Source organism: Methylophaga sp. (assembly GCF_030651745.1).
Genome location: NZ_JAUSCC010000102.1, coordinates 1 through 23,347, shown reverse-complemented (window position 1 = coordinate 23,347; position 23,347 = coordinate 1). Strand labels below are relative to the sequence as shown.

General features: G+C 45.9%; 23 protein-coding genes, 2 pseudogenes and 1 riboswitch. Of the genes and pseudogenes, 22 read left to right on the top strand and 3 right to left on the bottom strand.

Annotated elements, in window-relative coordinates; genetic code table 11:
* The 4 genes and pseudogenes from Q7V21_RS17910 to prmB all read left to right on the top strand — a co-directional run.
* Positions 1 to 83 (top strand): annotated as a pseudogene (locus Q7V21_RS17910) (3-hexulose-6-phosphate synthase); the annotation flags it as partial.
* A gap of 11 nt (positions 84 to 94) precedes the next feature.
* Positions 95 to 634, top strand: coding sequence for a 6-phospho-3-hexuloisomerase (hxlB, locus tag Q7V21_RS12180; protein ID WP_304917561.1), 540 nt, complete (start codon positions 95 to 97; stop codon positions 632 to 634).
* 125 nt (positions 635 to 759) lie between these two features.
* Positions 760 to 2,163, top strand: a pseudogene (leuC, locus tag Q7V21_RS12175) (3-isopropylmalate dehydratase large subunit).
* Positions 2,163 to 3,092, top strand: a complete 930-nt coding sequence (gene prmB / locus Q7V21_RS12170; protein ID WP_304917560.1) for a 50S ribosomal protein L3 N(5)-glutamine methyltransferase — start codon at positions 2,163 to 2,165, stop codon at positions 3,090 to 3,092. Before leuC ends, prmB begins: the two are co-directional and overlap by 1 nt.
* Here the strand turns inward: prmB and Q7V21_RS12165 are convergent.
* Both Q7V21_RS12165 and mutH read right to left on the bottom strand, forming a co-directional pair.
* Complete coding sequence (locus tag Q7V21_RS12165; protein ID WP_304917559.1) at positions 3,083 to 4,402, bottom strand: diguanylate cyclase domain-containing protein; 1,320 nt, start codon at positions 4,400 to 4,402, stop codon at positions 3,083 to 3,085. The two genes, prmB and Q7V21_RS12165, sit on opposite strands and share 10 nt — an antisense overlap.
* Positions 4,403 to 4,448: 46 nt before the next feature.
* On the bottom strand, positions 4,449 to 5,141 hold the full coding sequence (gene mutH / locus Q7V21_RS12160; RefSeq protein ID WP_304917558.1) for a DNA mismatch repair endonuclease MutH: 693 nt from the start codon (positions 5,139 to 5,141) through the stop codon (positions 4,449 to 4,451).
* Positions 5,142 to 5,189: 48 nt separating this feature from the next.
* On the opposite strand from mutH, the gene Q7V21_RS12155 reads away from it, so the two are divergent.
* Both Q7V21_RS12155 and Q7V21_RS12150 read left to right on the top strand, forming a co-directional pair.
* Positions 5,190 to 6,113 (top strand): ABC transporter ATP-binding protein, encoded by a 924-nt coding sequence (locus Q7V21_RS12155; RefSeq protein WP_304917557.1) that lies wholly within the window; start codon positions 5,190 to 5,192, stop codon positions 6,111 to 6,113.
* The gene (locus tag Q7V21_RS12150) at positions 6,110 to 6,889 is read left to right on the top strand and encodes an ABC transporter permease (RefSeq protein WP_304917556.1); all 780 of its coding nucleotides are present in this window, start codon (positions 6,110 to 6,112) and stop codon (positions 6,887 to 6,889) included. Before Q7V21_RS12155 ends, Q7V21_RS12150 begins: the two co-directional genes overlap by 4 nt.
* Positions 6,890 to 6,920: 31 nt before the next feature.
* Here the strand turns inward: Q7V21_RS12150 and dusA are convergent, their stop codons facing one another.
* Positions 6,921 to 7,904, bottom strand: coding sequence for a tRNA dihydrouridine(20/20a) synthase DusA (dusA, locus tag Q7V21_RS12145; protein WP_304917555.1), 984 nt, complete (start codon positions 7,902 to 7,904; stop codon positions 6,921 to 6,923).
* Positions 7,905 to 7,980: 76 nt separating this feature from the next.
* On the opposite strand from dusA, the gene Q7V21_RS12140 reads away from it, so the two are divergent.
* The 16 genes from Q7V21_RS12140 to Q7V21_RS12065 all read left to right on the top strand — a co-directional run bounded on the left by Q7V21_RS12140 (position 7,981) and on the right by Q7V21_RS12065 (position 23,213).
* Positions 7,981 to 8,679, top strand: a complete 699-nt coding sequence (locus Q7V21_RS12140) for a M48 family metallopeptidase (RefSeq protein WP_304917554.1) — start codon at positions 7,981 to 7,983, stop codon at positions 8,677 to 8,679.
* A gap of 52 nt (positions 8,680 to 8,731) precedes the next feature.
* A riboswitch (S-adenosyl-L-homocysteine riboswitch) is annotated at positions 8,732 to 8,809 on the top strand.
* Positions 8,810 to 8,901: 92 nt separating this feature from the next.
* Positions 8,902 to 10,065: a methionine adenosyltransferase gene (gene metK / locus Q7V21_RS12135; RefSeq protein WP_304917553.1), complete on the top strand. Its 1,164-nt coding sequence runs from the start codon at positions 8,902 to 8,904 to the stop codon at positions 10,063 to 10,065.
* A 15-nt stretch (positions 10,066 to 10,080) separates the two neighbouring features.
* The gene (gene ahcY / locus Q7V21_RS12130; RefSeq protein ID WP_304917552.1) at positions 10,081 to 11,391 is read left to right on the top strand and encodes an adenosylhomocysteinase; all 1,311 of its coding nucleotides are present in this window, start codon (positions 10,081 to 10,083) and stop codon (positions 11,389 to 11,391) included.
* Positions 11,392 to 11,451: 60 nt separating this feature from the next.
* Entirely contained in the window at positions 11,452 to 12,303 is an 852-nt protein-coding gene (metF, locus tag Q7V21_RS12125; protein ID WP_304917551.1) for a methylenetetrahydrofolate reductase [NAD(P)H], read from the top strand.
* A 19-nt stretch (positions 12,304 to 12,322) separates the two neighbouring features.
* On the top strand, positions 12,323 to 13,015 hold the full coding sequence (locus Q7V21_RS12120) for an ABC transporter permease (protein ID WP_304917550.1): 693 nt from the start codon (positions 12,323 to 12,325) through the stop codon (positions 13,013 to 13,015).
* Positions 13,012 to 14,001: an ABC transporter ATP-binding protein gene (locus Q7V21_RS12115; RefSeq protein WP_304917549.1), complete on the top strand. Its 990-nt coding sequence runs from the start codon at positions 13,012 to 13,014 to the stop codon at positions 13,999 to 14,001. The genes Q7V21_RS12120 and Q7V21_RS12115 overlap by 4 nt, the downstream gene beginning before the upstream one ends.
* An 86-nt stretch (positions 14,002 to 14,087) precedes the next feature.
* Positions 14,088 to 15,542, top strand: coding sequence for an RNA polymerase factor sigma-54 (locus tag Q7V21_RS12110; protein WP_304917548.1), 1,455 nt, complete (start codon positions 14,088 to 14,090; stop codon positions 15,540 to 15,542).
* 35 nt (positions 15,543 to 15,577) lie between these two features.
* On the top strand, positions 15,578 to 15,904 hold the full coding sequence (hpf, locus tag Q7V21_RS12105) for a ribosome hibernation-promoting factor, HPF/YfiA family (RefSeq protein WP_069296314.1): 327 nt from the start codon (positions 15,578 to 15,580) through the stop codon (positions 15,902 to 15,904).
* A gap of 15 nt (positions 15,905 to 15,919) precedes the next feature.
* Positions 15,920 to 16,381, top strand: a complete 462-nt coding sequence (locus Q7V21_RS12100; RefSeq protein ID WP_304917547.1) for a PTS sugar transporter subunit IIA — start codon at positions 15,920 to 15,922, stop codon at positions 16,379 to 16,381.
* A gap of 6 nt (positions 16,382 to 16,387) precedes the next feature.
* The gene (locus Q7V21_RS12095; protein ID WP_304917546.1) at positions 16,388 to 16,912 is read left to right on the top strand and encodes an HPr kinase/phosphorylase; all 525 of its coding nucleotides are present in this window, start codon (positions 16,388 to 16,390) and stop codon (positions 16,910 to 16,912) included.
* Positions 16,913 to 17,002: 90 nt separating this feature from the next.
* Positions 17,003 to 17,407: a PTS sugar transporter subunit IIA gene (locus Q7V21_RS12090; RefSeq protein ID WP_226071461.1), complete on the top strand. Its 405-nt coding sequence runs from the start codon at positions 17,003 to 17,005 to the stop codon at positions 17,405 to 17,407.
* The gene (locus tag Q7V21_RS12085; RefSeq protein ID WP_304917545.1) at positions 17,404 to 17,676 is read left to right on the top strand and encodes an HPr family phosphocarrier protein; all 273 of its coding nucleotides are present in this window, start codon (positions 17,404 to 17,406) and stop codon (positions 17,674 to 17,676) included. The genes Q7V21_RS12090 and Q7V21_RS12085 overlap by 4 nt, the downstream gene beginning before the upstream one ends.
* Entirely contained in the window at positions 17,673 to 19,424 is a 1,752-nt protein-coding gene (ptsP, locus tag Q7V21_RS12080; RefSeq protein WP_304917544.1) for a phosphoenolpyruvate--protein phosphotransferase, read from the top strand. Before Q7V21_RS12085 ends, ptsP begins: the two co-directional genes overlap by 4 nt.
* Before the next feature lie 142 nt (positions 19,425 to 19,566).
* Positions 19,567 to 20,925 (top strand): magnesium transporter, encoded by a 1,359-nt coding sequence (gene mgtE / locus Q7V21_RS12075; protein WP_304917543.1) that lies wholly within the window; start codon positions 19,567 to 19,569, stop codon positions 20,923 to 20,925.
* A gap of 15 nt (positions 20,926 to 20,940) precedes the next feature.
* On the top strand, positions 20,941 to 22,038 hold the full coding sequence (gene aroC, locus Q7V21_RS12070) for a chorismate synthase (RefSeq protein ID WP_304917542.1): 1,098 nt from the start codon (positions 20,941 to 20,943) through the stop codon (positions 22,036 to 22,038).
* Between the two features lie 11 nt (positions 22,039 to 22,049).
* Positions 22,050 to 23,213, top strand: a complete 1,164-nt coding sequence (locus tag Q7V21_RS12065) for an MFS transporter (protein WP_304917541.1) — start codon at positions 22,050 to 22,052, stop codon at positions 23,211 to 23,213.
* The last annotated feature ends 134 nt before the right edge of the window (positions 23,214 to 23,347 follow it).

The following is a 23,347-nucleotide window of genomic DNA, read 5'->3' as shown; positions in this document are numbered from 1 at the left end:
TTGTTGTTGGTGCAGCTATCTACGGTGCTCCTTCTCCAGCTGAATCTGCTAAAGAACTGCGTGCATTGGTTGACGCAGCATAAGGATTAGTAAAATGACAATGCATCGTGATCTAGTTGTAAACAAAATCACTGATATCCTTAAAGCAACTGACAGTTCACTTGAAGCCGAATTTGTTGCTATGTGTGATGATGCCAAGCGCATCTTCATCACTGGCGCAGGTCGTTCAAGACTTGTTGGTAACTTCCTGGGTATGAGGCTGATGCATAGTGGTTATACAGTCTATGTTCAAGGTGAGATCAGTACACCAAGTATCCGCGAAGGCGATTTGTTAATCGTTATTTCGGGTTCAGGTGAGACAACACAGCTGATTTCATTTGCGAATAAAGCTAAATCCGAGAACGCTAAAGTGGTTTTGATTTGTTCAAAATCCAGTTCAACGATTGGTGATCTTGCTGATAAAACAATTCAGATTGGTACTGATGACAGCTTTGCTCCTACAAAGGGCATGCCGATGGGAACCATGTTTGAATTGTCTACATTGATTTTCCTGGAAGCCATTGTTTCTCATTTAATTCATGAGAAAGGTATTCCGGAAGAAGAGATGAGATATAGACACGCTAATATGGAATAACCACTTTCCTTAGCAATAAATAAAAACGGGCAATCTTTGGGTTGCCCGTTTTTTTATGTCTGTCGTTCTCCTGTCTCAAAACGGTATAATGTTCTGCTATTTAAATTAATCCGGTTTTGAGATTTATGTCCGCCAAAACACTTTACGACAAATTGTGGGATCAACATGTAGTTCGCAGTGAACAAGATGGTACTGCGTTGATTTATATTGATCGCCATCTGGTCCATGAAGTCACCTCTCCGCAGGCCTTTGAAGGTTTACGTCTGGCTGGACGTACTCCATATCGTTTGAATTCTATCCTGGCAACACCAGATCACAATGTGCCAACCAGCCATCGTGAACAAGGTATTGCCGATCCTATTTCACGATTACAGGTCGAAACACTGGATCAGAATTGCGCACAATTTGGTATCACTGAATTTGGCCTGAATGATTTACGTCAAGGCATTGTGCATGTTGTCGGTCCTGAACAAGGTGCCACGCTACCTGGAATGACTGTTGTTTGTGGTGATTCACATACTTCGACTCATGGTGCATTTGGCGCTTTGGCATTTGGTATCGGTACATCAGAAGTTGAGCACGTGATGGCAACCCAATGTCTGATCCAACGTAAATCCAAAAATATGCTGGTCAAAGTTGAAGGTCATGTTAATCAAGGCATTACCGCCAAAGATATCGTGTTGGCTATCATTGGAAAAATCGGTACGGCAGGTGGTACAGGCTACGCTATCGAATTTGCCGGTGAAGCTATTCAGGCGTTGTCGATGGAAGGCCGAATGACCGTTTGTAATATGACCATTGAAGCTGGTGCACGGGCTGGCATGATTGCTGTAGATGACACAACCATCAATTATCTGAAAGATCGTCCATTTGCTCCAAAAGGTGAACATTGGTAAATGGCTATCGCTTCATGGCGCGAATTACACAGCGTTGCCGATGCGCATTTTGATAATGTGGTGACGCTTGATGCCAGTCAAATCAAACCGCAGGTTACCTGGGGCACCTCACCAGAAATGGTGGTGCCAGTGGATGCCAATATCCCGGATCCCGACGCAGAAACAGATACTGTAAAGCGTAACGGCATGTTGAAAGCATTGAAATATATGGGTTTGAATGCCAATCAGCCAGTTCAGGATATTCGTTTAGACCGAGTCTTTATAGGCTCTTGCACCAATTCACGAATTGAAGATTTGCGTGAAGCTGCAGCGGCAATTAAAGGTGGCAAAGTTGCGACAACAGTGAAACAAGCAATGGTCGTTCCGGGGTCTGGCCTGGTCAAACAACAGGCTGAGCAGGAAGGGTTGGATAAAATCTTTGTTGAAGCAGGATTTGAATGGCGCGATCCAGGCTGTTCCATGTGCCTGGCAATGAATGCTGATCGTCTGGAAGCCGGTGAGCATTGCGCCTCAACTTCAAATCGTAATTTTGAAGGCAGACAAGGCCAGGGTGGTCGTACCCACTTGGTCAGCCCTGCAATGGCGGCAGCAGCAGCAATTGCAGGCCATTTCGTTGATATCACAGCACATTAATGGCAACAGATTATCAGGCCGCTGAGGCTGAACTCAGTACCTTACGTGATTTTTTGCGTTGGACCACATCCCGCTTTGAAGAAGCCAGATTATTCTTTGGTCACGGCAACAATGATGCTTTTAATGAAGCGACTCAACTGATACTGCATAGCCTGAAACTTCCGGTAACTGAGTTACCGGAACTGTTTCTTGATGGCCGACTTTGCAGTGCTGAAAAACACGCGTTACTGCAATTGGTTAAACGACGAATTGAACAGCGTGTACCCGTCCCCTATCTGACTCATGAAGCCTGGTTTGCTGGTTTACCCTTTTATGTCGATGAACGGGTACTGATCCCCCGCTCTCCTTTTGCAGAATTGATTGATAGCCAATTTGCACCATGGCTGCAAAATGCTGATTCGGTGGAGCGTATTCTGGATATGTGTACCGGCAGCGCCTGCATCGCCATTGCATTGGCGATGACATTTGAACATGCAGAAGTCGATGCGGTAGATATCAGTGAAGAAGCGTTAAACGTCGCGCAGATCAATAAAAACAAACACCTGCTTGGCGATGAACTGAACCTTATCAAATCCGATTTATGGGCAGAATTAGATAGTGATCGGCAGTATGACTTGATCATCAGCAATCCGCCTTATGTAGGCGACCTCGAAATGGCCAGTCTGCCGGCCGAATATCATCATGAGCCGGTACATGCGTTACAGGCTGATGATAATGGGCTGGCATTGGTTGAACAGATAATTATCGGTGCCGCCCAGTTTCTAACACCGCAGGGTTTATTGTTTGTAGAAGTGGGCAATAGCGATCTGGCGGTAGATGAAAGATGGCCGGAAACCCATTTTTTATGGCTAGACTTGGAACAAGGCGGTCACGGGATCTTTATGCTAACTCAGTCACAATGTGCTGAATTTGCTAAAAGTTATTCCTGAGTTTCATGGATCGGCAGCTCAGATTCTGCCTGATAGATTCTGACACAGTTTCGGCCAGCCATTTTTGCCTGATACATAGCACGATCCGCCATCTCAAATAAGCTATTAAGAGTATCTTGCTTGTCATGACGCAGTGTCGCGACCCCCACACTGATGGTGATCGTGATACTTGCAGGTTTAAATCGTGTCAGCCGCTTCTGCATGCGTTGCATTAACTGTGATGCCATCTGGTTGTCACAACCCGGCAATAACAATACAAATTCCTCACCGGACCAGCGAGCAATCATATCTACATCGCGGACATGGCGTTTCAGCCAGTTACCCAATTCTGCCAGCAGATTATCGCCTCGCACAAAGCCATACTGTTCATTAATTGCCCTGAAGTGATCCAAATCGATGACCGCCATCGCCAAATCACGTTTGAATCGATAGGCTTCGCTTAAATATTTACCGGCAAATTCCCGCAAAGCATGCCGGTTAAACAGCTGTGTCAATTCATCGAGCATTGCCAAACTGCATAAGGAGTTTTGCTGGGCTCTTAATTCACGAAAATTCTGGTAGCTGGTAATGTGGTTAAACACCCGTTGGCGTAATTCTTCGCGAACAATAGGTTTAGAGACAAAGTCATTAACGCCAAGATGAAATAACTCGATTTTACGTGACACATTATCAAAACCCGAGGTCGCGATGATCGGCACATTGCCATAGTCTTCTCGCAAACGGCGGATCTTTCTGACCAGTGTAATCCCACTCATGCTGCCTTCCAGCATGATATCGGTAATAACCAGATCGTAATCCCCACCGCTGAATGCCTCCCAAGCCTCTTCTGCAAAGGTATAGGCATCGACATCCAGTCCCATATCGGTCAATAAATCGATAATGATGGTTTGTAATACTCGGGAGTCTTCGATAAACAAAACCCGGCCAGATAATTGGCGGGTTTCTCGCTGAGCGAGGCGCTGTACATAAATACCTAACTCGGACTCATCATGTTTGCTGAAAATATCGGTGGCGCCGGCCAGCAATGCCTGTTTGAGAATTCGTGCATTATCACTTTCCGTCATGATTAGCACTGCAGCATAATCGTAGCCATTGATGGCGCGTAATTGCCCGCAGAATTCGCTGCCAGCAATATCCGGCAAATCATCACTGCAACAGACTAATCGATAGCGTGTTTGCTGAGCATATTCCAGCCCCTGATAGCCGGTTTCGGCGATGTCTGCTTCAAAACCTGCGGCAGACAGTAATGCGCGGGCTGTATTTCTGAATTCTGTAGAAGCGTCTACTACTAATGCATTGAGTTTTTGCACTAAACCAATCCTTTTTACTAATGGGCATTCTGCCTGTTGCTGAACATTAACAGCAAGCTTTCCCTGACAGAATTTGTTGCGTAAAGCTGGTACGAAGATAAAAACCGCATGGGTGATGCAATTCAACCTCACCGTCATAACCAATTTGACGGTTGGTAATGCGGCTATGTGCGGCCTTGGGACGAATTTGCAGATAACGCCCTAATTTAGCGGTAACAGCGCCTTCTGCAATCATAATTTCCATCAATTCTTCCCAATCCTGTCGCAGAACAATTCCCTGGTGCTCTGAAGGTTGCCATAAAATGGCCTGTCCAACATAGCGTTCTTCAAGCGGAATCGAGTTCTCCGCCTCAATTGGCAGCCACAAAACCTTGCTCAGTTTACGACGCAACCAACAGGTCTGCCAATGGGTTTCTGCGGCCGCCCGAGGAGAAACGGTACAGACATAGGTCGATTCTTTGGGCTCTCCTCGACTATTCAACGGAATAGTTTTCAATTCAATACCCAAAGCCACAAAATCCGGTTCAGCCTGGTTACCGGCATCAGCACCTAAAACGCGTTCTAACAAATTACCCTGCCAGCCTTTGTGTCGGCGCAGATCTGCAGGAACATTCATCTGACATTGTTGTGCCAGTTGTCCTACCGTTTTGCCGGCAATTTGCTGACAACGAAGCATCAGCTCTGCTTCTGTAGTCGGTGGCAAACGAGTAATAAGGTTGGGGTAAATATCATCAGACATGGGTGGCATGATAATCTAGTACGTTTAAATCTGCTTGAGGCGGTTCCGGTGAAAGCGCTAACCATCGAACATCTGAATAAAACCTATCGTAATGGGTTTGAAGCACTGAAAGATATTAACCTGACAGTTGAAGAAGGTGACTTCTTTGCCTTGTTAGGCCCCAACGGTGCTGGCAAATCGACGACCATCAGCATTTTGACCTCGCTAGTGACTAAATCCAGTGGCTCGGTGAAAATTTTCGATGCCGATCTGGATAGCCAGATTGAACTGGCCAAAAGCTATATCGGTCTGGTGCCACAGGAATTTAATTTTAATGGCTTTGAACAGGTCAAACATATTCTGGTGACACAGGCCGGATATTATGGCGTTCCTGCCAAACAGGCCGAACCTCGCGCCGATGCCTTGTTGAAACAACTGGGCTTATGGGAAAAACGGCATACTGCATCTCGTTCGTTATCCGGTGGTATGAAACGACGACTGATGATTGCCCGAGCACTGGTACATAATCCCCGTCTACTTATATTAGATGAACCAACTGCTGGCGTGGATATCGAGTTACGGCGTTCAATGTGGGTATTTCTTCGTGAAATCAATCAAAGCGGTACCACCATTATCTTGACCACCCATTATCTGGAAGAAGCAGAAAACCTCTGTCGCAATATCGCCATCATCGACAAAGGTCGCATTGTTGAAAATACCGATATGAAATCACTGTTAAATCGTTTGGATAAAGAAACATTTGTGTTGGATTTATTGGAACCATTAACCGATAGCAGTCGGTTAAACGGCATCGCCTATCATCAGGTCGATGACCATACCATTGAAGTCGAGTTACAGCGTCAGGAAGGTCTTAATGATTTGTTCAGCGAGTTGACCAAACGCGGTATCAAAGTGGGTAGCATGAAAAACAAGGTGAATCGTCTGGAAGAATTGTTTTTAACCCTGGTTGAACGTCCGGAGACAGTGGAATGAATCATCGTCGCCAACTACGCTGGATTGCCTTTTCGACAATTGTTACGCGGGAAGTCCGTCGTTTCCTGAGAATCTGGGCGCAGACATTATTACCTCCAGCGATAACCATGACTTTATATTTCATTATTTTCGGTAACCTGATCGGCAGCCGTATTGGTGAAATGGATGGTTTCAGTTATATGGAATATATCGCGCCAGGTATCATCATGATGGCGATTATTAATAACGCCTATTCCAATGTTGCGTCGTCATTTTTCAGCGCCAAGTTTCAGAATCATATCGAAGAGCTAATAGTCTCTCCGGTGCCCAACTATATTATTCTCGCTGGCTATGTGGCTGGTGGAGTGGCGCGTGGATTATGTGTTGGCATGATTGTGACACTGGTTTCGTTGATTTTTACCAAAATCTCTATTCAACATATTGGTATCACCATCAGCATGGTCATCCTCAGTGCCATCATGTTCGCGCTTGGCGGCTTTATCAACGCGCTGTATGCGCGCAGCTTTGATGAAATTTCGATTATTCCCACCTTTGTGTTGACGCCGCTTACTTATCTGGGTGGTGTGTTTTATTCGATCTCGCTATTGCCGGAATTCTGGCAGAACGTCTCTCTATTAAATCCTGTTCTATATATGGTCAATGCGTTTCGTTATGGTTTATTGGGCGTCTCGGATATTCCTGTGGTTGCTGCTTATGCCATCATCCTGCTGTTTATCGCGGCTCTGACCGCTTATGCGCTTTATCTACTGCATAAAGGCACTGGCTTGAGGAATTAATTGATAAAACTCTCTGAACTATTTTGTTTGCTTAGCCAATCAATTTAAGCGCATCGCGAACCACTTCCAATCCGGCGCCCGGTAGATGAGCGTTTTCACTTAGATGTCGCCGCCAGCGACGGGCGCCGGGCAAACCTTGAAACAAGCCCAACATATGACGGGTAATCGATTTCAAAGGTCTGCCCTGTTTCATCCGCATTTCGATATACGGCAGCATTAATTCGACTATTTCGTGCTGGCTCGGTATCGAGCGATCATCATTAAAAATACGACGGTCAGCTTCTGACAGAATGTAAGGCTGATGATAGAGTGCTCGTCCCATCATCACGCCATCAACCTGTTGCAGATGTTTTTCAGCTTCATCCAGCGTATGAATTCCACCATTAATATCCAGATGCATACCTGGAAATTCCTGTTTGATTTGATACACCTTTGCATATTCAAGTGGCGGGATATCACGGTTTTCTTTTGGACTTAAGCCTTTTAACCAAGCTTTACGGGCGTGCAGAATCAATGCATCAACCTCAGATTGATAAACCGCATCAACAAATTCTCTCAGAAATTCATAGTTATCATGTTCATCAATGCCTAAGCGGGTTTTTACCGTAATGGGGATATCAACCGCCTGTTTCATTGCAGTCACACATTCGGCGACCAGCCGGGGTTCGGCCATCAGACAAGCCCCAAACCGGCCATTTTGAACCCGGTCGCTGGGGCAACCGACATTCAGATTAATTTCCTGATAACCGGCCTCGGCACCTAATTGAGCACATTTTGCTAATTCTGCCGGATCACTGCCACCCAGCTGCAAAGCCATGGGATATTCAATTGCATCATGCGCCAGAAAACGTTGATGATCGCCATGGAGTAATGCACCCGTTGTAATCATTTCGGTGTACAGCAAGGTGTGTTTGGAAATAAGTCGGCATAAATAACGAAAATCCCGATCGGTCCAATCCAGCATAGGTGCCAGTGATAAGCGATGGGCGAATTTAATATTTGTGGTCAAAGTCATAATAAAGCCTGTTTAATCCGACATTTTCGCAAATCAGCCGCTAAAATGCCCAGCTAATACGTTTTTAAGTCCTTCAATGAGCATTATTCACATTAATGATATTGCGCTGCAGGTCATTCGCAGTGCGCGCAGAAAGTCGATTGCTATCAAAATCCAAGATGGTAAGGTCAGTTTGCATTTGCCTAAATTAATGCCGTTATGGCTGGCAAAACAATTTGTGATGCGCAAGCAGCAGTGGATTGATGACAAACTACAGCAATATCAGCAACGTCCACCCGCGCGGCAATTTATCCAGGGCGAACTGCAACCTTTTCTCGGCGAATATTACCCTTTAGAAATTCTTTACGAGGTTAACCGCCAGCGAATTCATATCAAGCTCGAGCAACAAAAACTGATTATTCAGGCTCCGGTCAATGTGAGTTCACTTCAAATCAGGCAGGCTTTGACAAGGTGGTACAAACGTCAGGCCGAAGTACTGTTGACCGCGCGGGTCCAACTGCTTGCCGAACAAACTGGTTTATCGCCCAAACAAGTAAAGATAAAAAGTTATAAATCCCGCTGGGGTAGTTGCAATATCCGCGGGGAAATCCAACTGAATTGGCAGTTAGTTCAGGCGACACAAGCCATTAATGACTACGTCATCATTCATGAGCTATGTCATCTGCAGCAACATAATCATTCGAAAGCGTTTTGGGAGTTGGTTGAACGATTTGACCCGAATTATCGTGAGCATCGACGTTGGCTGAAAAATCAGGGCCATCAACTGGTCATATAATGTGATGGGCTTAACTTGGTAATTTTTCATTTATCAATTACCATATACCACATTGAATGAGGAACGCTGCGACAGAGAATGCTCTGCTAGGCTTATTCAATTTCACATTTCCAAACGGCGTTCATTATTAACAGGTCTCTGGTAGTAATGGGCGTTTCATCCGAACTTTTCCCATAGTGAAACTATCATTACCTTATTTGAATTTTAATGAGGAAGTTGTCTATGAGTAATGCTTATCTTTTTACCTCTGAATCTGTTTCAGAAGGTCATCCAGATAAAGTAGCAGACCAGATTTCCGATGCTGTGTTAGATGCTATCCTGACCAAAGATCCCCATGCTCGTGTTGCCTGCGAAACCCTGATTAAAACAGGTGTTGCCATTGTTGCCGGTGAAATTTCAACCAGCGCCTGGGTGGACTTGGAAGAAATCGTTCGTAGAACCATTACCGATATCGGCTATAACAGCTCTGAAGTCGGCTTTGATGGACAAACCTGTGGTGTGATGTCGGTTATCGGTAAGCAGTCCAGCGATATTGCGATGGGTGTGGATCGTGAAACTGAAGAAGATCAAGGTGCAGGCGACCAAGGCCTGATGTTTGGTTATGCCAGTAATGAAACTGAAGTGCTGATGCCCGCCCCCATTACCTATGCACATCGTCTGGTCAAACGTCAGGCTGAAGTTCGTAAAAGTGGTGAGCTAACATGGCTACGTCCTGATGCTAAAAGTCAGGTGACCTTCATTTATGAAGATGGGGTTCCAGTCGGTATAGATGCTGTGGTGTTATCGACTCAGCATAACCCTGAAATCAGCCAAGCCGATCTTAAAGAAGCGGTGATGGAACTCATTATCAAAAAAACACTTCCCGCTGAATGGCTGACTAAAAACACCCAATATCATATCAACCCGACCGGACAATTTATTATCGGTGGACCGGTAGGTGATTGTGGTCTCACCGGCCGTAAAATCATCGTTGATACCTACGGTGGCATGGCACGTCATGGTGGTGGCGCCTTCTCTGGCAAGGACCCTTCTAAAGTGGATCGCAGTGCCGCTTATGCCGGTCGTTATGTTGCGAAAAACATTGTTGCCGCCGGACTTGCTGATCGGTGTGAGATCCAGGTTTCCTATGCTATCGGTGTGGCCCAGCCCACTTCAATCAGTGTTGACACCTTTGGTACCGGCAAAATTGCTGAAGATAAACTGGTCGCATTAGTTCGCGAACATTTTGATCTTCGTCCGATCGGCCTTATCAAAATGCTGGATTTAGTCCGTCCTATCTATCAGCAAACCGCTGCATATGGACATTTTGGACGCGAAGAAGCTGACTTCAGCTGGGAACGAACCGACCTTGCTCCCGTCTTACGTGAAGCAGCAAAAATCAACTAATTACAGGAATTTATCATGCAATCAGCAGTAGAAAATTTGAAACCAGATTACAAAGTTGCCGACATCAGTCTTGCCAAATGGGGTCACCAGGAAATCAAAATCGCCGAAAGCGAAATGCCTGGGTTAATGGCGCTACGCGAAGAATATGCCGGTCAATATCCACTTAAGGGTGCACGTATCGCCGGTTGTCTGCATATGACCATTCAAACTGCCGTGTTGATCGAAACATTGGTGGAACTGGGCGCTGAAGTTCGCTGGTCTTCATGCAATATATTTTCAACCCAGGATCATGCTGCCGCAGCAATCGCCGATCAGGGTATTCCAGTGTTTGCCTGGAAAGGTGAAACCGAAGAAGAAGCCATCTGGTGTATTCGTCAAACCATTATGGGTCCGGATGGCTGGCGTCCTAATATGATTCTGGATGATGGTGGTGATTTAACCACAATGATGCATGAGGATTACCCTGAATTATTGACTGACGTAAAAGGTCTTTCAGAAGAAACCACTACCGGCGTTCACCGTTTATACGAAATGATGAAAGCGGGTAAATTGAAAGTGCCTGCGATTAACGTCAACGACTCGGTCACTAAATCTAAATTCGACAACCTGTACGGCTGCCGCGAATCATTACTCGACGGCATCAAGCGTGCAACCGATGTGATGGTCGCTGGTAAAATCTGCGTAGTATTGGGATATGGCGATGTTGGTAAAGGCTGTGCTCAAGCCTTCCGCGGCATGGGTGCGACGGTTATGGTCACCGAAATAGATCCGATTTGTGCATTACAGGCAGCAATGGAAGGTTACCGCATTGTCACCATGGATGAAGTTGCTGATAAAGCCGATATCTTTGTTACGGCGACTGGCAATATCAATGTCATTAATCACGAGCATATGGTCGCGATGAGAAACGAAGCTATCGTTTGTAACATCGGTCACTTTGATAATGAAATTGATGTAGCTTCAATTCGTAAATACCAATGGGAAAACATTAAACCTCAGGTGGATCATGTTATTTTCCCTGACGGTAAACGCATTATCCTGTTAGCTGAAGGCCGTCTGGTCAATCTGGGTTGTGCCACCGGCCATCCAAGCTTTGTCATGTCAGCGTCTTTCACCAACCAGGTGATGGCGCAAATCGAGTTATGGCATAACAGTGCCAACTATGAAAACAAGGTATATGTATTACCAAAACGTCTGGATGAAAAAGTGGCGAGATTGCATTTAGGTCGTATCGGTGCGAATCTGACCGAATTAAATGCGGAACAAGCCAAATATCTGGGACTTGAACAGAATGGTCCATACAAACCGGAACACTACCGTTATTAAAATTAAACGGGCTAACTGAGAAGTTAGCCCTTTTTCCTTTTACTCTTGAAGTTAAGCATCATGTCCAAACAACCTGTTATCAGCTGCGAATTTTTTCCGCCAAAGACGGAAAAAGGCGCACAGAATCTTATATTGGTACAAGAGCAATTGTCCGTATTAAAACCTGAATTTTATTCAGTGACTTTTGGCGCTGGCGGTTCAACACAAGACAATACACTCGAAGCCGTTGTCGAGATTCAGCGCAGAGCTCAGAAAACAGGAATCGGTGCAGCTCCCCATCTCTCCTGTGTGGGTTCTTCCAAAGAACGTATCCGTACCATTTTACAAACCTATATCGATAACGATATTTCCCGTGTGGTGGCGTTAAGAGGTGATTTACCGTCAGGCATGCGCGATCCCGGTGATTTCCGTTATGCCAATGAACTGGTGGAATTTATCCGTAACGAAACCGGCGATCATTTCACCATTGAAGTTGCTGCTTATCCGGAAGTGCATCCACAAGCACAAGATGCCAACAGCGATTTTGAAAACTTCAAACGCAAAGTCGATGCTGGTGCTAACAGTGCTATCACGCAATATTTTTATAATATTGATGCCTACCTGTATTTTGCAGATCGCTGTATGCAGGCCGGTATTGAAATTCCGATTATTCCCGGCATTATGCCGATCAATAATTATTCACAATTAGCCCGTTTTTCTACCGGCTGTGGGGCAGAAATTCCGCGCTGGCTGCGTAAAAAACTGGAAGCCTATTACGACGACATTCCGTCCATGCAGGCATTTACCACTGATTTTCTGACCGATTTCACTGAACAGTTACTGGAAATCGACGTACCCGGTCTGCATTTTTACAGTATGAATAAAGCCGATCCGGTATTAACTGTTTGCGAACGGTTGGGATTAGTTCGCTGATTATTGGACTGACTTAGCCGTGGATTTTTTCGGCGCATCGTTCACCGCAGCGCTTAAACTACTGATAGCGTTTGATGCTACTGTCTGGGAGATCATTCAGACATCGGTCAGTATCTCGGTTGCAGCCGCTTTTATCGCCGCTTTACTGGCAATTCCGGCAGGTGTGTTTACTGCATTAACGGAGTTTTCAGGTAAAGCAGCTTTACAACATGTTCTCAATACCTTGATGGCCATGCCGACGGTTGTTATCGGCTTATTACTTTATGGGCTGTTCAGCCGAATGGGCCCATTAGGTGAGTTAGGACTACTTTATACTCAGTCCGCCATGATTATCGCCCAGAGCATTTTGATCTTTCCGATCATGATGAATCTGACCTTAGTGACCGTTAATGCCGCTGATCCACGTTTGATTCTGACATTAAAAAGTCTCGGCGCTGATAAATGGCAACAATGTTTTCAAGTATTAAAAGCCGTGAGATTAGCCGTATTAGTCGCTATTTTGACTGGATTCGGTCGGGCAATAGGTGAAGTTGGTGCCGCTATGATGTTGGGTGGCAATATTGAAGGCTACACCCGCACCATGACCACCGCCATTGCCTTGGAAACTAGTAAGGGCGAGTTCGAATTAGCGTTGGCACTGGGCATAGTGCTGTTGCTTATTGCCTTTATATTGAATTTTGCGTTGTCGTGGCTCAATCGGCGATTAACATGACCTACGCCTATCAACTCAACAACGTCAAAGTGCATTACGGCAATCAGCCAGCCTTGGATATTGAACAACTCAATATCCCACTAAATGAATGTCTGGCCGTATTAGGCGAGAATGGCGCGGGTAAGTCCACGCTATTCCACATACTGGCATTATTACAGCGACCGGATGCAGGGGATATGCTGATCTTTGGTGATAATATCGCGACGTCAAAGACGCAGCATCGTCAGCGAATCGGTCTGGTAGATCAACATCCCTATATGCTTCCAGGCACCGTAACAGACAATATTAAATTGGCGCTGAAATTACAGAAAGTCGATAAGTCATTACATCCATCTCGACTGCAACAGGTATTGGAAACCGTCAATTTGACCCGGCTTGCCGATCAATCTGCCAGCACGTTGTCAGGTGGTGAACAACGCCGTGTAGCAATCGCCAGGGTATTGGCCTTTGAACCAGATATCCTCTTGCTGGATGAACCGTTTGCTAACCTCGATAGCTTTCACCAACAGCAGCTTGAAGATGTAATTAATAGCTTAAACTCCAGTAGAAATCGTACGGTATTGTTTTCAACACATGATCGACTGCAGGCTTTGGCCATAACCCCACATGCCCTGCAACTGGTAAGAGGAAAGCTGGTTTCCGCCCCACTACTGAATTTATTTCATGGTCATTATGATGGTGAAATATTTCACACCAACTCGCTTAAGATCTTTGCAGCAGAAGGCTCTACGTCCGCCAGACATATTGCCATTGATCCTCTGGCGATCACTGTTAGTACTCATGCCCACTCAGATAGCAGTGCTCGCAATCAACTCCCCGGCAGGCTTATCAGTATCAGCGAAGCCGACAAAGCGATTCGTCTAACAATTGATTGTGGCGATAAATTTGAAGTCATCATCAGCCGTCAGGCGCTGTCCGCTCTAGAGCTGTCAATCGGACATTCTGTATGGATAAGTTTTAAATCCACCGCAGTTACCTTAGTGTGATTTTTATTTTGGAAACACGTATAGGCAATGGCGCGACGATTGCGGTAACATAAACTCATGGTCACAACATTAAAACTAAAAATTAAGTGAAACCCTCATTACAGCTACGCATTGGTCAGAGCCTGTCGATGACGCCTCAATTGCAGCAAGCGATCCGCTTGTTGCAATTATCTTCGTTAGAGTTGCAGACTGAAATTCAGGAAGCACTCGAAACTAACCCCCTGCTCGAAGTAGAGGAAGAATACGATTACGGCGAACCAGGTATCGCTCGTCGTGATGAAGATAATGGCAGTCGCGAAATCAGCGAACTTGAAAATACTGATATCCCTGATGATCTGCCCGTCGATAGTAAATGGGAAGATACCTACGATAACACCCAAAGTCTGAGCAGTTCCGGTCCCTCCGGTGATAGTGATTACGAGCGTGATAATCAGGATGAAAGCAGCGACAGCCTACAGCAACATTTACTCTGGCAAATGCGCCTCACCCCGTTCACTGAAACTGAACAAGCGATTGCCACCACCATCATTGATTCAATTGAAGACGATGGTTATCTGAAAACCACTCTGGAAGAAATACAGCAAAGTCTCGGTGAAGAATTTGCCGAAGTTGAGCTGGATGAAATTGAAACTGTATTACATCGAATTCATCACTTTGACCCCGTTGGCGTCGGTGCCCGCGACCTGCGCGAATGTCTGTTAATTCAATTGCGCTTGTATGAATCCTCTGTCGCTCTGAAACATATCGAATTATTGACTGAGCTTATCGACAAACATCTGGATACGCTCGCAAAACGTGATTACGCTCAGATAAAACGTATGCTTAAAGTCAGTGATGATGAGTTAACCGATCTGGTTCGTTCAATTCAATTGCTCAATCCTCGTCCTGGCAGTAGTATTCAAACTGAGAAAACCGAATATATCGTGCCGGATGTTTATGCGATAAAAGTGAATGGTAGATGGCAGTTATCACTTAACCCGGACAACGCACCAAAACTACAAATTGCTGAGCATTACGCTTCTTTGATTAACCGTGCCGATAGTAGTGAAGAAAATACTTATCTGAAAAACAACCTGCAGGAAGCACGCTGGTTTCTGAAAAGCTTACAAAGTCGTAATGAGACCCTATTGAAGGTCACACAAGCCATTGTTGAACGGCAACGAGACTTTCTTGACCATGGCGAAGAAGCTATGAAACCGTTGGTATTAGCCGATATCGCCGAGACAGTGGAAATGCATGAATCGACTATTTCCAGAGTCACCACACGCAAATATCTGCATACTCCGCGCGGTATCTTTGAATTGAAATTCTTTTTCTCCAGTCATGTCGGTACTGAAAGTGGCGGAGAATGTTCAGCAACAGCCATTCGGGCGATCATTAAAAAACTGGTCGCTGCAGAAAACCCAAGAAAACCTCTGAGCGACAGCAAAATTGCTGATATCCTCGGAGAACAGGGCATTAATGTCGCTCGCCGTACCATTGCCAAGTACCGCGAAACCTTAGCGATAGCGCCCTCAAATGAGCGTAAGCGACTGGTATAAAACCAGTTTTCGTCCACCAACAGGAGTGATGCATTATGCAATTAAATCTAAGCGGACAACATATCGATATCACTGACAGCCTTCGGGATCACGTCAATAAAAAATTCGAGAAACTCACTCGTCATTTTGATCATATGACTAACGTGCATGTGGTGCTATCTGTTGAAAAATTACGGCAGAAAGCTGAAGCAACCGTGCATGCCAGTGGAGCAGACCTATTTGCTTCTGACGAGCAGGAAAATATGTATACCGCTATTGAAAATCTGGTTGCCAAACTGGATCGACAAATCATTAAACACAAAGATAAAATTACCAATCACCATCAAGCCGATGGTGCTATTCAAAAACATAACGCTAGTTAAGGAGCGGGATTTTTCATGCTTATCGCTGCACTGCTCGTAAATGCCGACAACATCAGTTTTCACGATGAGGCCACCAGTAAAAAAAGGGTGATCGAAAACCTCAGTCGATTGCTGGCGGCCAATACCAGTGCAGCTTCGGCTGAAAAAATCTTTCAAGTGCTGCTTGAACGTGAGCGTTTAGGCAGTACCGGGTTAGGCAAGGGCGTGGCTATTCCCCACGCCCGTGTCCCAGATCTGACTCATACTGTCGCCGCCATGTTAACTCTGGAAAACCCTATCGAATTTGAGTCGGCTGATGGTAAACCTATTGATATCGCTTTTGGTTTATTGGTACCGGAAGATGATACCGAACACCATCTGCAACACCTGTCCCGATTAGTCACTTTGTTTCGTGATGAAGAAATCTGCAGCCGTATACGTCAGGCTTCCAGCGCTGAAGCCATTTTTGAATTATTGCTCTCCATCGACGAAGAATAATCTGTCATGTCTTTACCTGCAGCCATTGAGAGTCATCATGGCGTTATGCTTCATTATCGAGGTAAAGGCATATTCATCTGTGGTGCAGCAGGAATCGGTAAAAGTAGCCTCGCACTCGAACTGATTCATCACGGTGCAACTCTGATTGCCGATGATGTTGTGGATTTTGTCATTGAGACTGACAAACTTATCGCCCATTGCCCTGAAAAGCTTTCCGGCTTATTGCATACCCGGGAGTTGGGCCTGCTAGATATCCGCAAGATCCGCGGTCTGAATAGTTGGCAAGCCAGTTCATCTGTTGATTTATGTATAGAACTCAAACAACAAAACCAATCACCGGTCAGTCTAACCACCCCTTATCTTTCTAAAGATATTCTAGGCAAACAATTGGTGGTATTGAGCTTATCTGTCAATAATCCTGCTTCATTAAAAAACCGGATTGATAGTTGGCTGGCAATGTATGAAAGTCAGGTAAACAGTATGGAAAACCTGCAACTTTGGCAGTCAGAAAAACTCAGTTTTTCAGCATAGAAATTTGCCTATAACGCCGATATCCATTACATTCATTGGCGGTAAACTACCCTTCCAGTTCGACTTTTACTGGTGATCAAGAGAACCAAAATGACAGTAGGTATTTTAATCGTATCGCACAACCATATCGGCACCGAGCTGATTAACACGGCAAGGCAAATGTTGTCTTGTTGTCCGTTGCCTACCAAAGTCATCTCTATCGAAGTAAAAGATAATCCCGATGCGATTCGCAAACAGCTTGATGGTGAATTAATCGGGCTGGATCAGGGAAATGGTATTTTGATTTTAACCGATATGTTTGGCTCAACCCCCAGTAATATCGCCTGTGCGGTCTCTGATCGCGAAGATATAAGAATTGTTTCAGGGCTCAATCTCCCCATGTTAATCCGTGTTTTAAATTATCCGACCTTAAGTCTTGATGAACTGGAAAACAAAGCGGTAAGTGGTGGCCAGGAAGGCATTGTGCGTTGTCACCACTCAGGATACCGTCCATGAAACAGGAACAGACATTCACCATTATTAACCGCTTGGGTTTGCATGCCCGTGCTGCGGCTAAATTTGTCACTACCGCCTCTGAGTTTAATGCCGACATTCACGTTTCACGTGGTGGTCGTCAGGTAAACGGCAAAAGCATTATGGGAGTGATGATGTTAGCCGCTGCCAAAGGTACAGAGATTGAGGTCACAGCTGAAGGTGATGATGCAGAATCGGCATTACAGGCTATTGGCGATTTGATTGCCAGTTACTTTGGGGAAGGCCAATGACACTCGAGCTCCAGGGAATTGGTGTTTCTCGAGGCATTGCTATCGGCCGTGCACATATTCTGTTTCACAACCAGCCGGATGTTCGGGAATACCTGATCCCGGCCTTTTCGATCGAGCAAGAAGTTGAACGTTTACTGGATGCCATCGAGCAGGCCAAGCAACAACTCAAATCTATCCGTAATCATATTCCTGCCAACGCTCCGGCAGATGTAACCTCATTCATTGATACGCATATTTTGATGCTAAACGATTCATCTTTGACCAAAGTACCGGTCGAGATGATCCGCCAGCGTCGTTGCAATGCTGAATGGGCACTGCAATTACAACGTGATGCGTTGATCAATGTCTTCAATGAAATGGACGATCCTTATCTGCGCACCCGACGTGATGATGTCGATCATGTGGTCAATCGTATTCATCGGATACTTGCCGATCAGGAAGTGGCCGATCACGAAATCGCTGATGGCAGGCTTAAAGGCCATATCATCATCGCCGAAGATCTGACCCCTGCCGATACCGTGTTGATGCAGCATCAAGGAATCGCTGCCTTTGTCACCGAACATGGTGGTGCGACATCTCACACCACCATATTGGCAAGAAGTCTGGGTATTCCGGCGATAGTCGGCGTCGAATCAGTGCGGCGTTATGTGCAGGATAATGAGCCTCTAATCATCGATGGTGAAGCCGGCATCATGATTGCCGGCGCCGACGAAGGTACCCTCAAAGAATATCAACAGCGACGCATTGCCTTTGATGAACATATTTCATCGCTAAGCCGCTACAAATCCCAACCTACCCGTACCCGTGATGGCAAAACCATCACTCTGCTGGCCAATGCAGAATTGCCTGAAGACATTACCACCATCAGTAATGCCGGAGCACAAGGGATTGGGCTGTATCGGACCGAATTTTTGTATATGAACCGGCTGGCTCCACCTGAAGAGGAAGAGCAGCTGGCGGCTTATCGCGATGTTGTTGAAGGTATGAATAACCAACCGGTAACCATTCGTACCTTTGACTTAGGCGCAGATAAAACCGTTGATGGTGGCCGTCATCTCACCCAAACCGTGGTGACCAATCCGGCATTAGGTCTGCGGGCTATTCGTTTATGTTTGACCCAGCCAGCCATGTTCCGCACCCAGTTAAGGGCGATTTTACGGGCATCGGCCTTTGGCAAAATTAAAATCATGTTTCCAATGATCTCTACCATGCACGAGTTATTGCAGGCCCGGAATTTACTGGAGCAATGCAAACTCGAATTGGATAAAGAAGGCATGGAATATGATCGGCAGGTAGAAATCGGCGCGATGATTGAAATTCCTGCCAGTGCCGTTTGTGCAGAAATGTTTGCCCGTCACGTTGATTTTCTGTCTATCGGCACCAATGATTTGATTCAATATACTCTGGCAATTGACCGTATCGATGACACGGTCAACTATCTTTATGATCCGTTACATCCTGCTGTTTTACGTTTGATTCATATGACGCTTGAAGCCGGCAGAAAATTCAATGTGCCGGTTTCGATGTGTGGTGAAATGGCGGGTGATCCACGCTATACCCGTCTATTGCTGGCAATGGGGCTAGAGCATTTCAGTATGCATCCCAATGCTTTGCTGGAAATCAAGCAAATCATCAACGAAACTGATTTGAGTTTATTGCCTGCTAATACGCTCAACATCATGGAGGTTTCTGATGCATTGGAGGCCGACATGTTGCTTGAACAGATAAACGCTCCAATCCATCACTAAGGCCTGTTTATCTTTCGGCAGCACTTTGACACTGAAAGATAAACATAAGCCGATGATTTAAAACTATCCAGCACCCGGCAAGCAAGCTAAAATAAGTAGCTGAACCATCCCCCCACAAAAAACGCTCCCTCTGGAACCGGATATGTCTGAGCTGGACCAACATCGCAGCCTCAATCACTCGCTGAATGCGTTTTCCGAGGCATTAAAAAGTGGGCGCTTCGTCAGAATGCGTCGCTTATTAGCTAGCTTACATCCTGCTGAAACAGCTCATTTACTGGAATCCCTGCCGCCGGATGAACGTAAGGTTTGCTGGCCAATCATTAACCCCGAGTTACGCGGTGAGGTACTTTCCTATATCGGCGAAGACGTACGTACTGGTCTGATGACCGGTATGGATACCGCCGATCTGTTAAGTGCCACAGAAGATCTGGATACCGATGACGTCGTTGATATCCTGCAGGATCTACCAGGCCACGTAATGCAGGAAGTATTACGAGCCATGGACTCCCAGCGTCGTCGTCGTGTTGAAGCTATTCTGGCATTCGAGGAAGATACTGCCGGTGGATTGATGAACACCGACGTGGTCACCGTTCGCTCAGATATTACACTGGAAGTGGTTTTACGTTATTTGCGGATGTACGGCGAATTACCTGAAAACACGGACAGCTTGTATGTTGTCGATCATCAGGATAAATATCTCGGAACATTACGCTTATCCCAAGTCGTCAGTCGCAGTCGTTCGCTGACCGTTCGCGAAGCCATGTCGCATCAGGTTGATCCCATCCCGGCCAATATGTCGGATCATGATGTTGCTCATCGGTTTGAAAAACACGATCTGATTTCCGCCCCTGTGGTCGACAAGGATAATCATCTGCTTGGACGCATTACCATTGACGACGTGGTAGACGTTATCCGTGAAGAAGCCGAACATTCTTTGTTAAGCATGGCCGGTTTGAGTGAAGATGAAGATACCTTTGCCCCGGTCAAAAAAAGTGTCCATCGTCGTTCGGTATGGCTTGGTATCAATCTGCTTACTGCATTTTTAGCGGCTAGCGTTATCGGCTTATTTGATGCCACCATTGAAAAACTGGTCGCATTGGCGATATTGATGCCCATCGTAGCCAGTATGGGAGGCATTGCTGGCAGCCAAACATTGACACTCGTCATTCGCTCGATGGCTTTGGGTCAGCTGAATGATAAAAACCAGCGTTGGTTATTACGCAAGGAATTTCTGGTGGGTATGTCCAATGGCGTTATTTGGGCAATTACCATCGCCGTCATTACCTATTTTTGGTTTGGTAATTTTTTGCTCGGCGTTATGATTGGTGCCGCCATAATTGTTAATATGACAGCTGCAGCCATCGCAGGTGTTACGATTCCATTAGGATTAAAACGAATTGGCATTGATCCAGCATTATCTGGCAGTGTGCTACTGACCACGGTTACCGATGTGGTCGGTTTTATGGCTTTCCTGGGATTTGCTACTCTATTTATCGTTTAACTCGGATTTTTGATTATGTCAGGCAACAGTTTTGGAAAACTCTTCACCGTCACCACCTTTGGTGAAAGTCATGGTACGGCGCTTGGTTGTATTGTGGATGGATGCCCTCCGGGATTGGAATTGTCTGAAGCTGATCTTCAAGGCGATCTGGATCGTCGTCGTCCAGGCAAAAGCCGTCATGAAACTCAGCGCCGCGAACCCGATCAAGTCAAAATTCTCTCCGGCATTTTTGAAGGCAAAACCACCGGCACACCGATTGGTTTACTGATTGAAAACGTTGATCAGCGCTCAAAAGATTACGGCAATATTGCTGAACAATTCCGGCCCGCTCATGCGGACTATGCCTATCAGCATAAATACGGTTTTCGTGATTATCGCGGTGGTGGACGTTCTTCAGCGCGTGAAACTGCGATGCGTGTCGCTGCGGGTGGTATTGCCAAAAAATACCTCAAACAACGTTATGGTATCGAAATACAAGGTTACTTAAGCCAACTAGGCCCGATTAAAGCTGAAACACTCGATTGGAGCCATATTGACAATAGTCTGTTTTTCAATCCAGATCCAAATATTGAAAGTCAGCTGGAAGATTACATGGACGCCTTACGCAAGGAAGGTAATTCAATTGGTGCACGCATCAATGTGATTGCCCGCCATGTACCGCCGGGTCTGGGAGAACCTATTTTCGATCGATTGGATGCCGATATTGCTCATGCGATGATGAGCATTAATGCGGTTAAAGGTGTGGAAATTGGTGCAGGTTTTGAATGTGTGACCCAAAAAGGTACTGAACATCGGGATGAAATAACCCCTGAAGGTTTTTTAAGTAACCATGCAGGCGGTACGCTCGGTGGTATTTCCAGCGGACAGGATTTATTGGTAAGCATGGCGCTCAAACCGACTTCCAGCCTGCGTATTCCCGGTCGCAGCATTAATACCCGTGGCGAGCCTATCGAAGTTGTGACCCACGGTCGACATGATCCCTGTGTCGGCATTCGTGCCACACCAATAGCCGAAGCCATGCTGGCGTTGGTCTTAATGGATCATGTATTGCGTCATCGGGCACAAAATATGGATGTAACAACTGACACGCCAATCATTCCAGCGCAAGTATGATCTGATCGCTGGTGTCTTTTTCAGGTCTACCCTACTGGCGACTGTCAGGATTTTATCTTTTTTATTTTGCGACCTTGGGCATTCTGGTGCCTTACTGGGGCCTTTACTTGCAATGGGAAGGTTTCAGCGCCAGACAGATTGGTGAATTAACCGCCATTCTGCTGGCCACCCGCATTATTGCCCCAAATGTCTGGGGCTGGATTGCCGATCATCGTGGTCAACGACTGCGTATCGTTCGACTGGCCAGCTTTCTCAGTATTTTGGCTTTCTCCGCCATTTTCATCTCACAAAGTTATTACTGGATTGCTCTGGTGATGATGTTCTTCAGTTTTTTCTGGAATGCTTCATTACCCCAATTTGAAGTTACTACCCTGCAGCATCTGGGGGAAGATAGTCATCATTACAGCAAGATCCGCGTATGGGGCTCCATCGGTTTTATCTGCGTGGTGGTAATACTTGGCTGGCTCATGGATCGTTACGATGCAGGGATTGTCCCGTATGCATTACTGGCATCTATTACCGGGATCTGGTTAATCAGTCTGACCGTTCCAGAATCGGCCAGTCGGCATCTCAGTCTCAATCACATCCCCATCAGGCAATTACTCAAACAGCCTTCGGTACGCGCATTTTTAGCGATCTGCTTTTTAATGCTGGTCAGCCATGGGCCTTACTACACGTTTTACAGTATTTACCTGGAGCAGCATGGTTACAGCCGTACCCTGATTGGTCAGTTATGGGCATTAGGTGTGATCGCTGAATTAATGGTGTTTCTGGTGATGCACCGCTGGTTACCCCGCTTTGGTATCCGCAAGGTCTTGCTGGCCAGCTTGTTATTGGCAGCGCTCAGATGGATGCTAATCGCCTTTTATGTTGATCAGGTGGCGATTCTCATGGTCGCGCAATCATTACATGCCGCAAGCTACGGTGCCTATCATGCAGCCTCTATTGCCTGGGTACACCAGCACTTTATCGGACGTAACCAGGGACGTGGGCAGGCCTTATACAGCAGCATGAGTTTTGGTGCCGGAGGTGCCGCAGGAAGCCTGTTGAGCGGTTATTTATGGCTCACTCCAGGACCACAAATGACATTCGTACTGGCAGCGTTAACGGCTATCAGTGCTTTTTTAATTGGTTTTATCTGGCTTAAAACGGTTAAAACATCCGGAAATAAATAACCATTCAAATAACGTGGTAAGCTTCCCATAAGTACCGCAAAGCCGCTATACTCCTGCGTTGAAAATTTCGAAAGCCAACAGTGCTTAAGCACTGCTTCTGACTAGGTGGGATATGCATTTCTCAATTAAGAAAG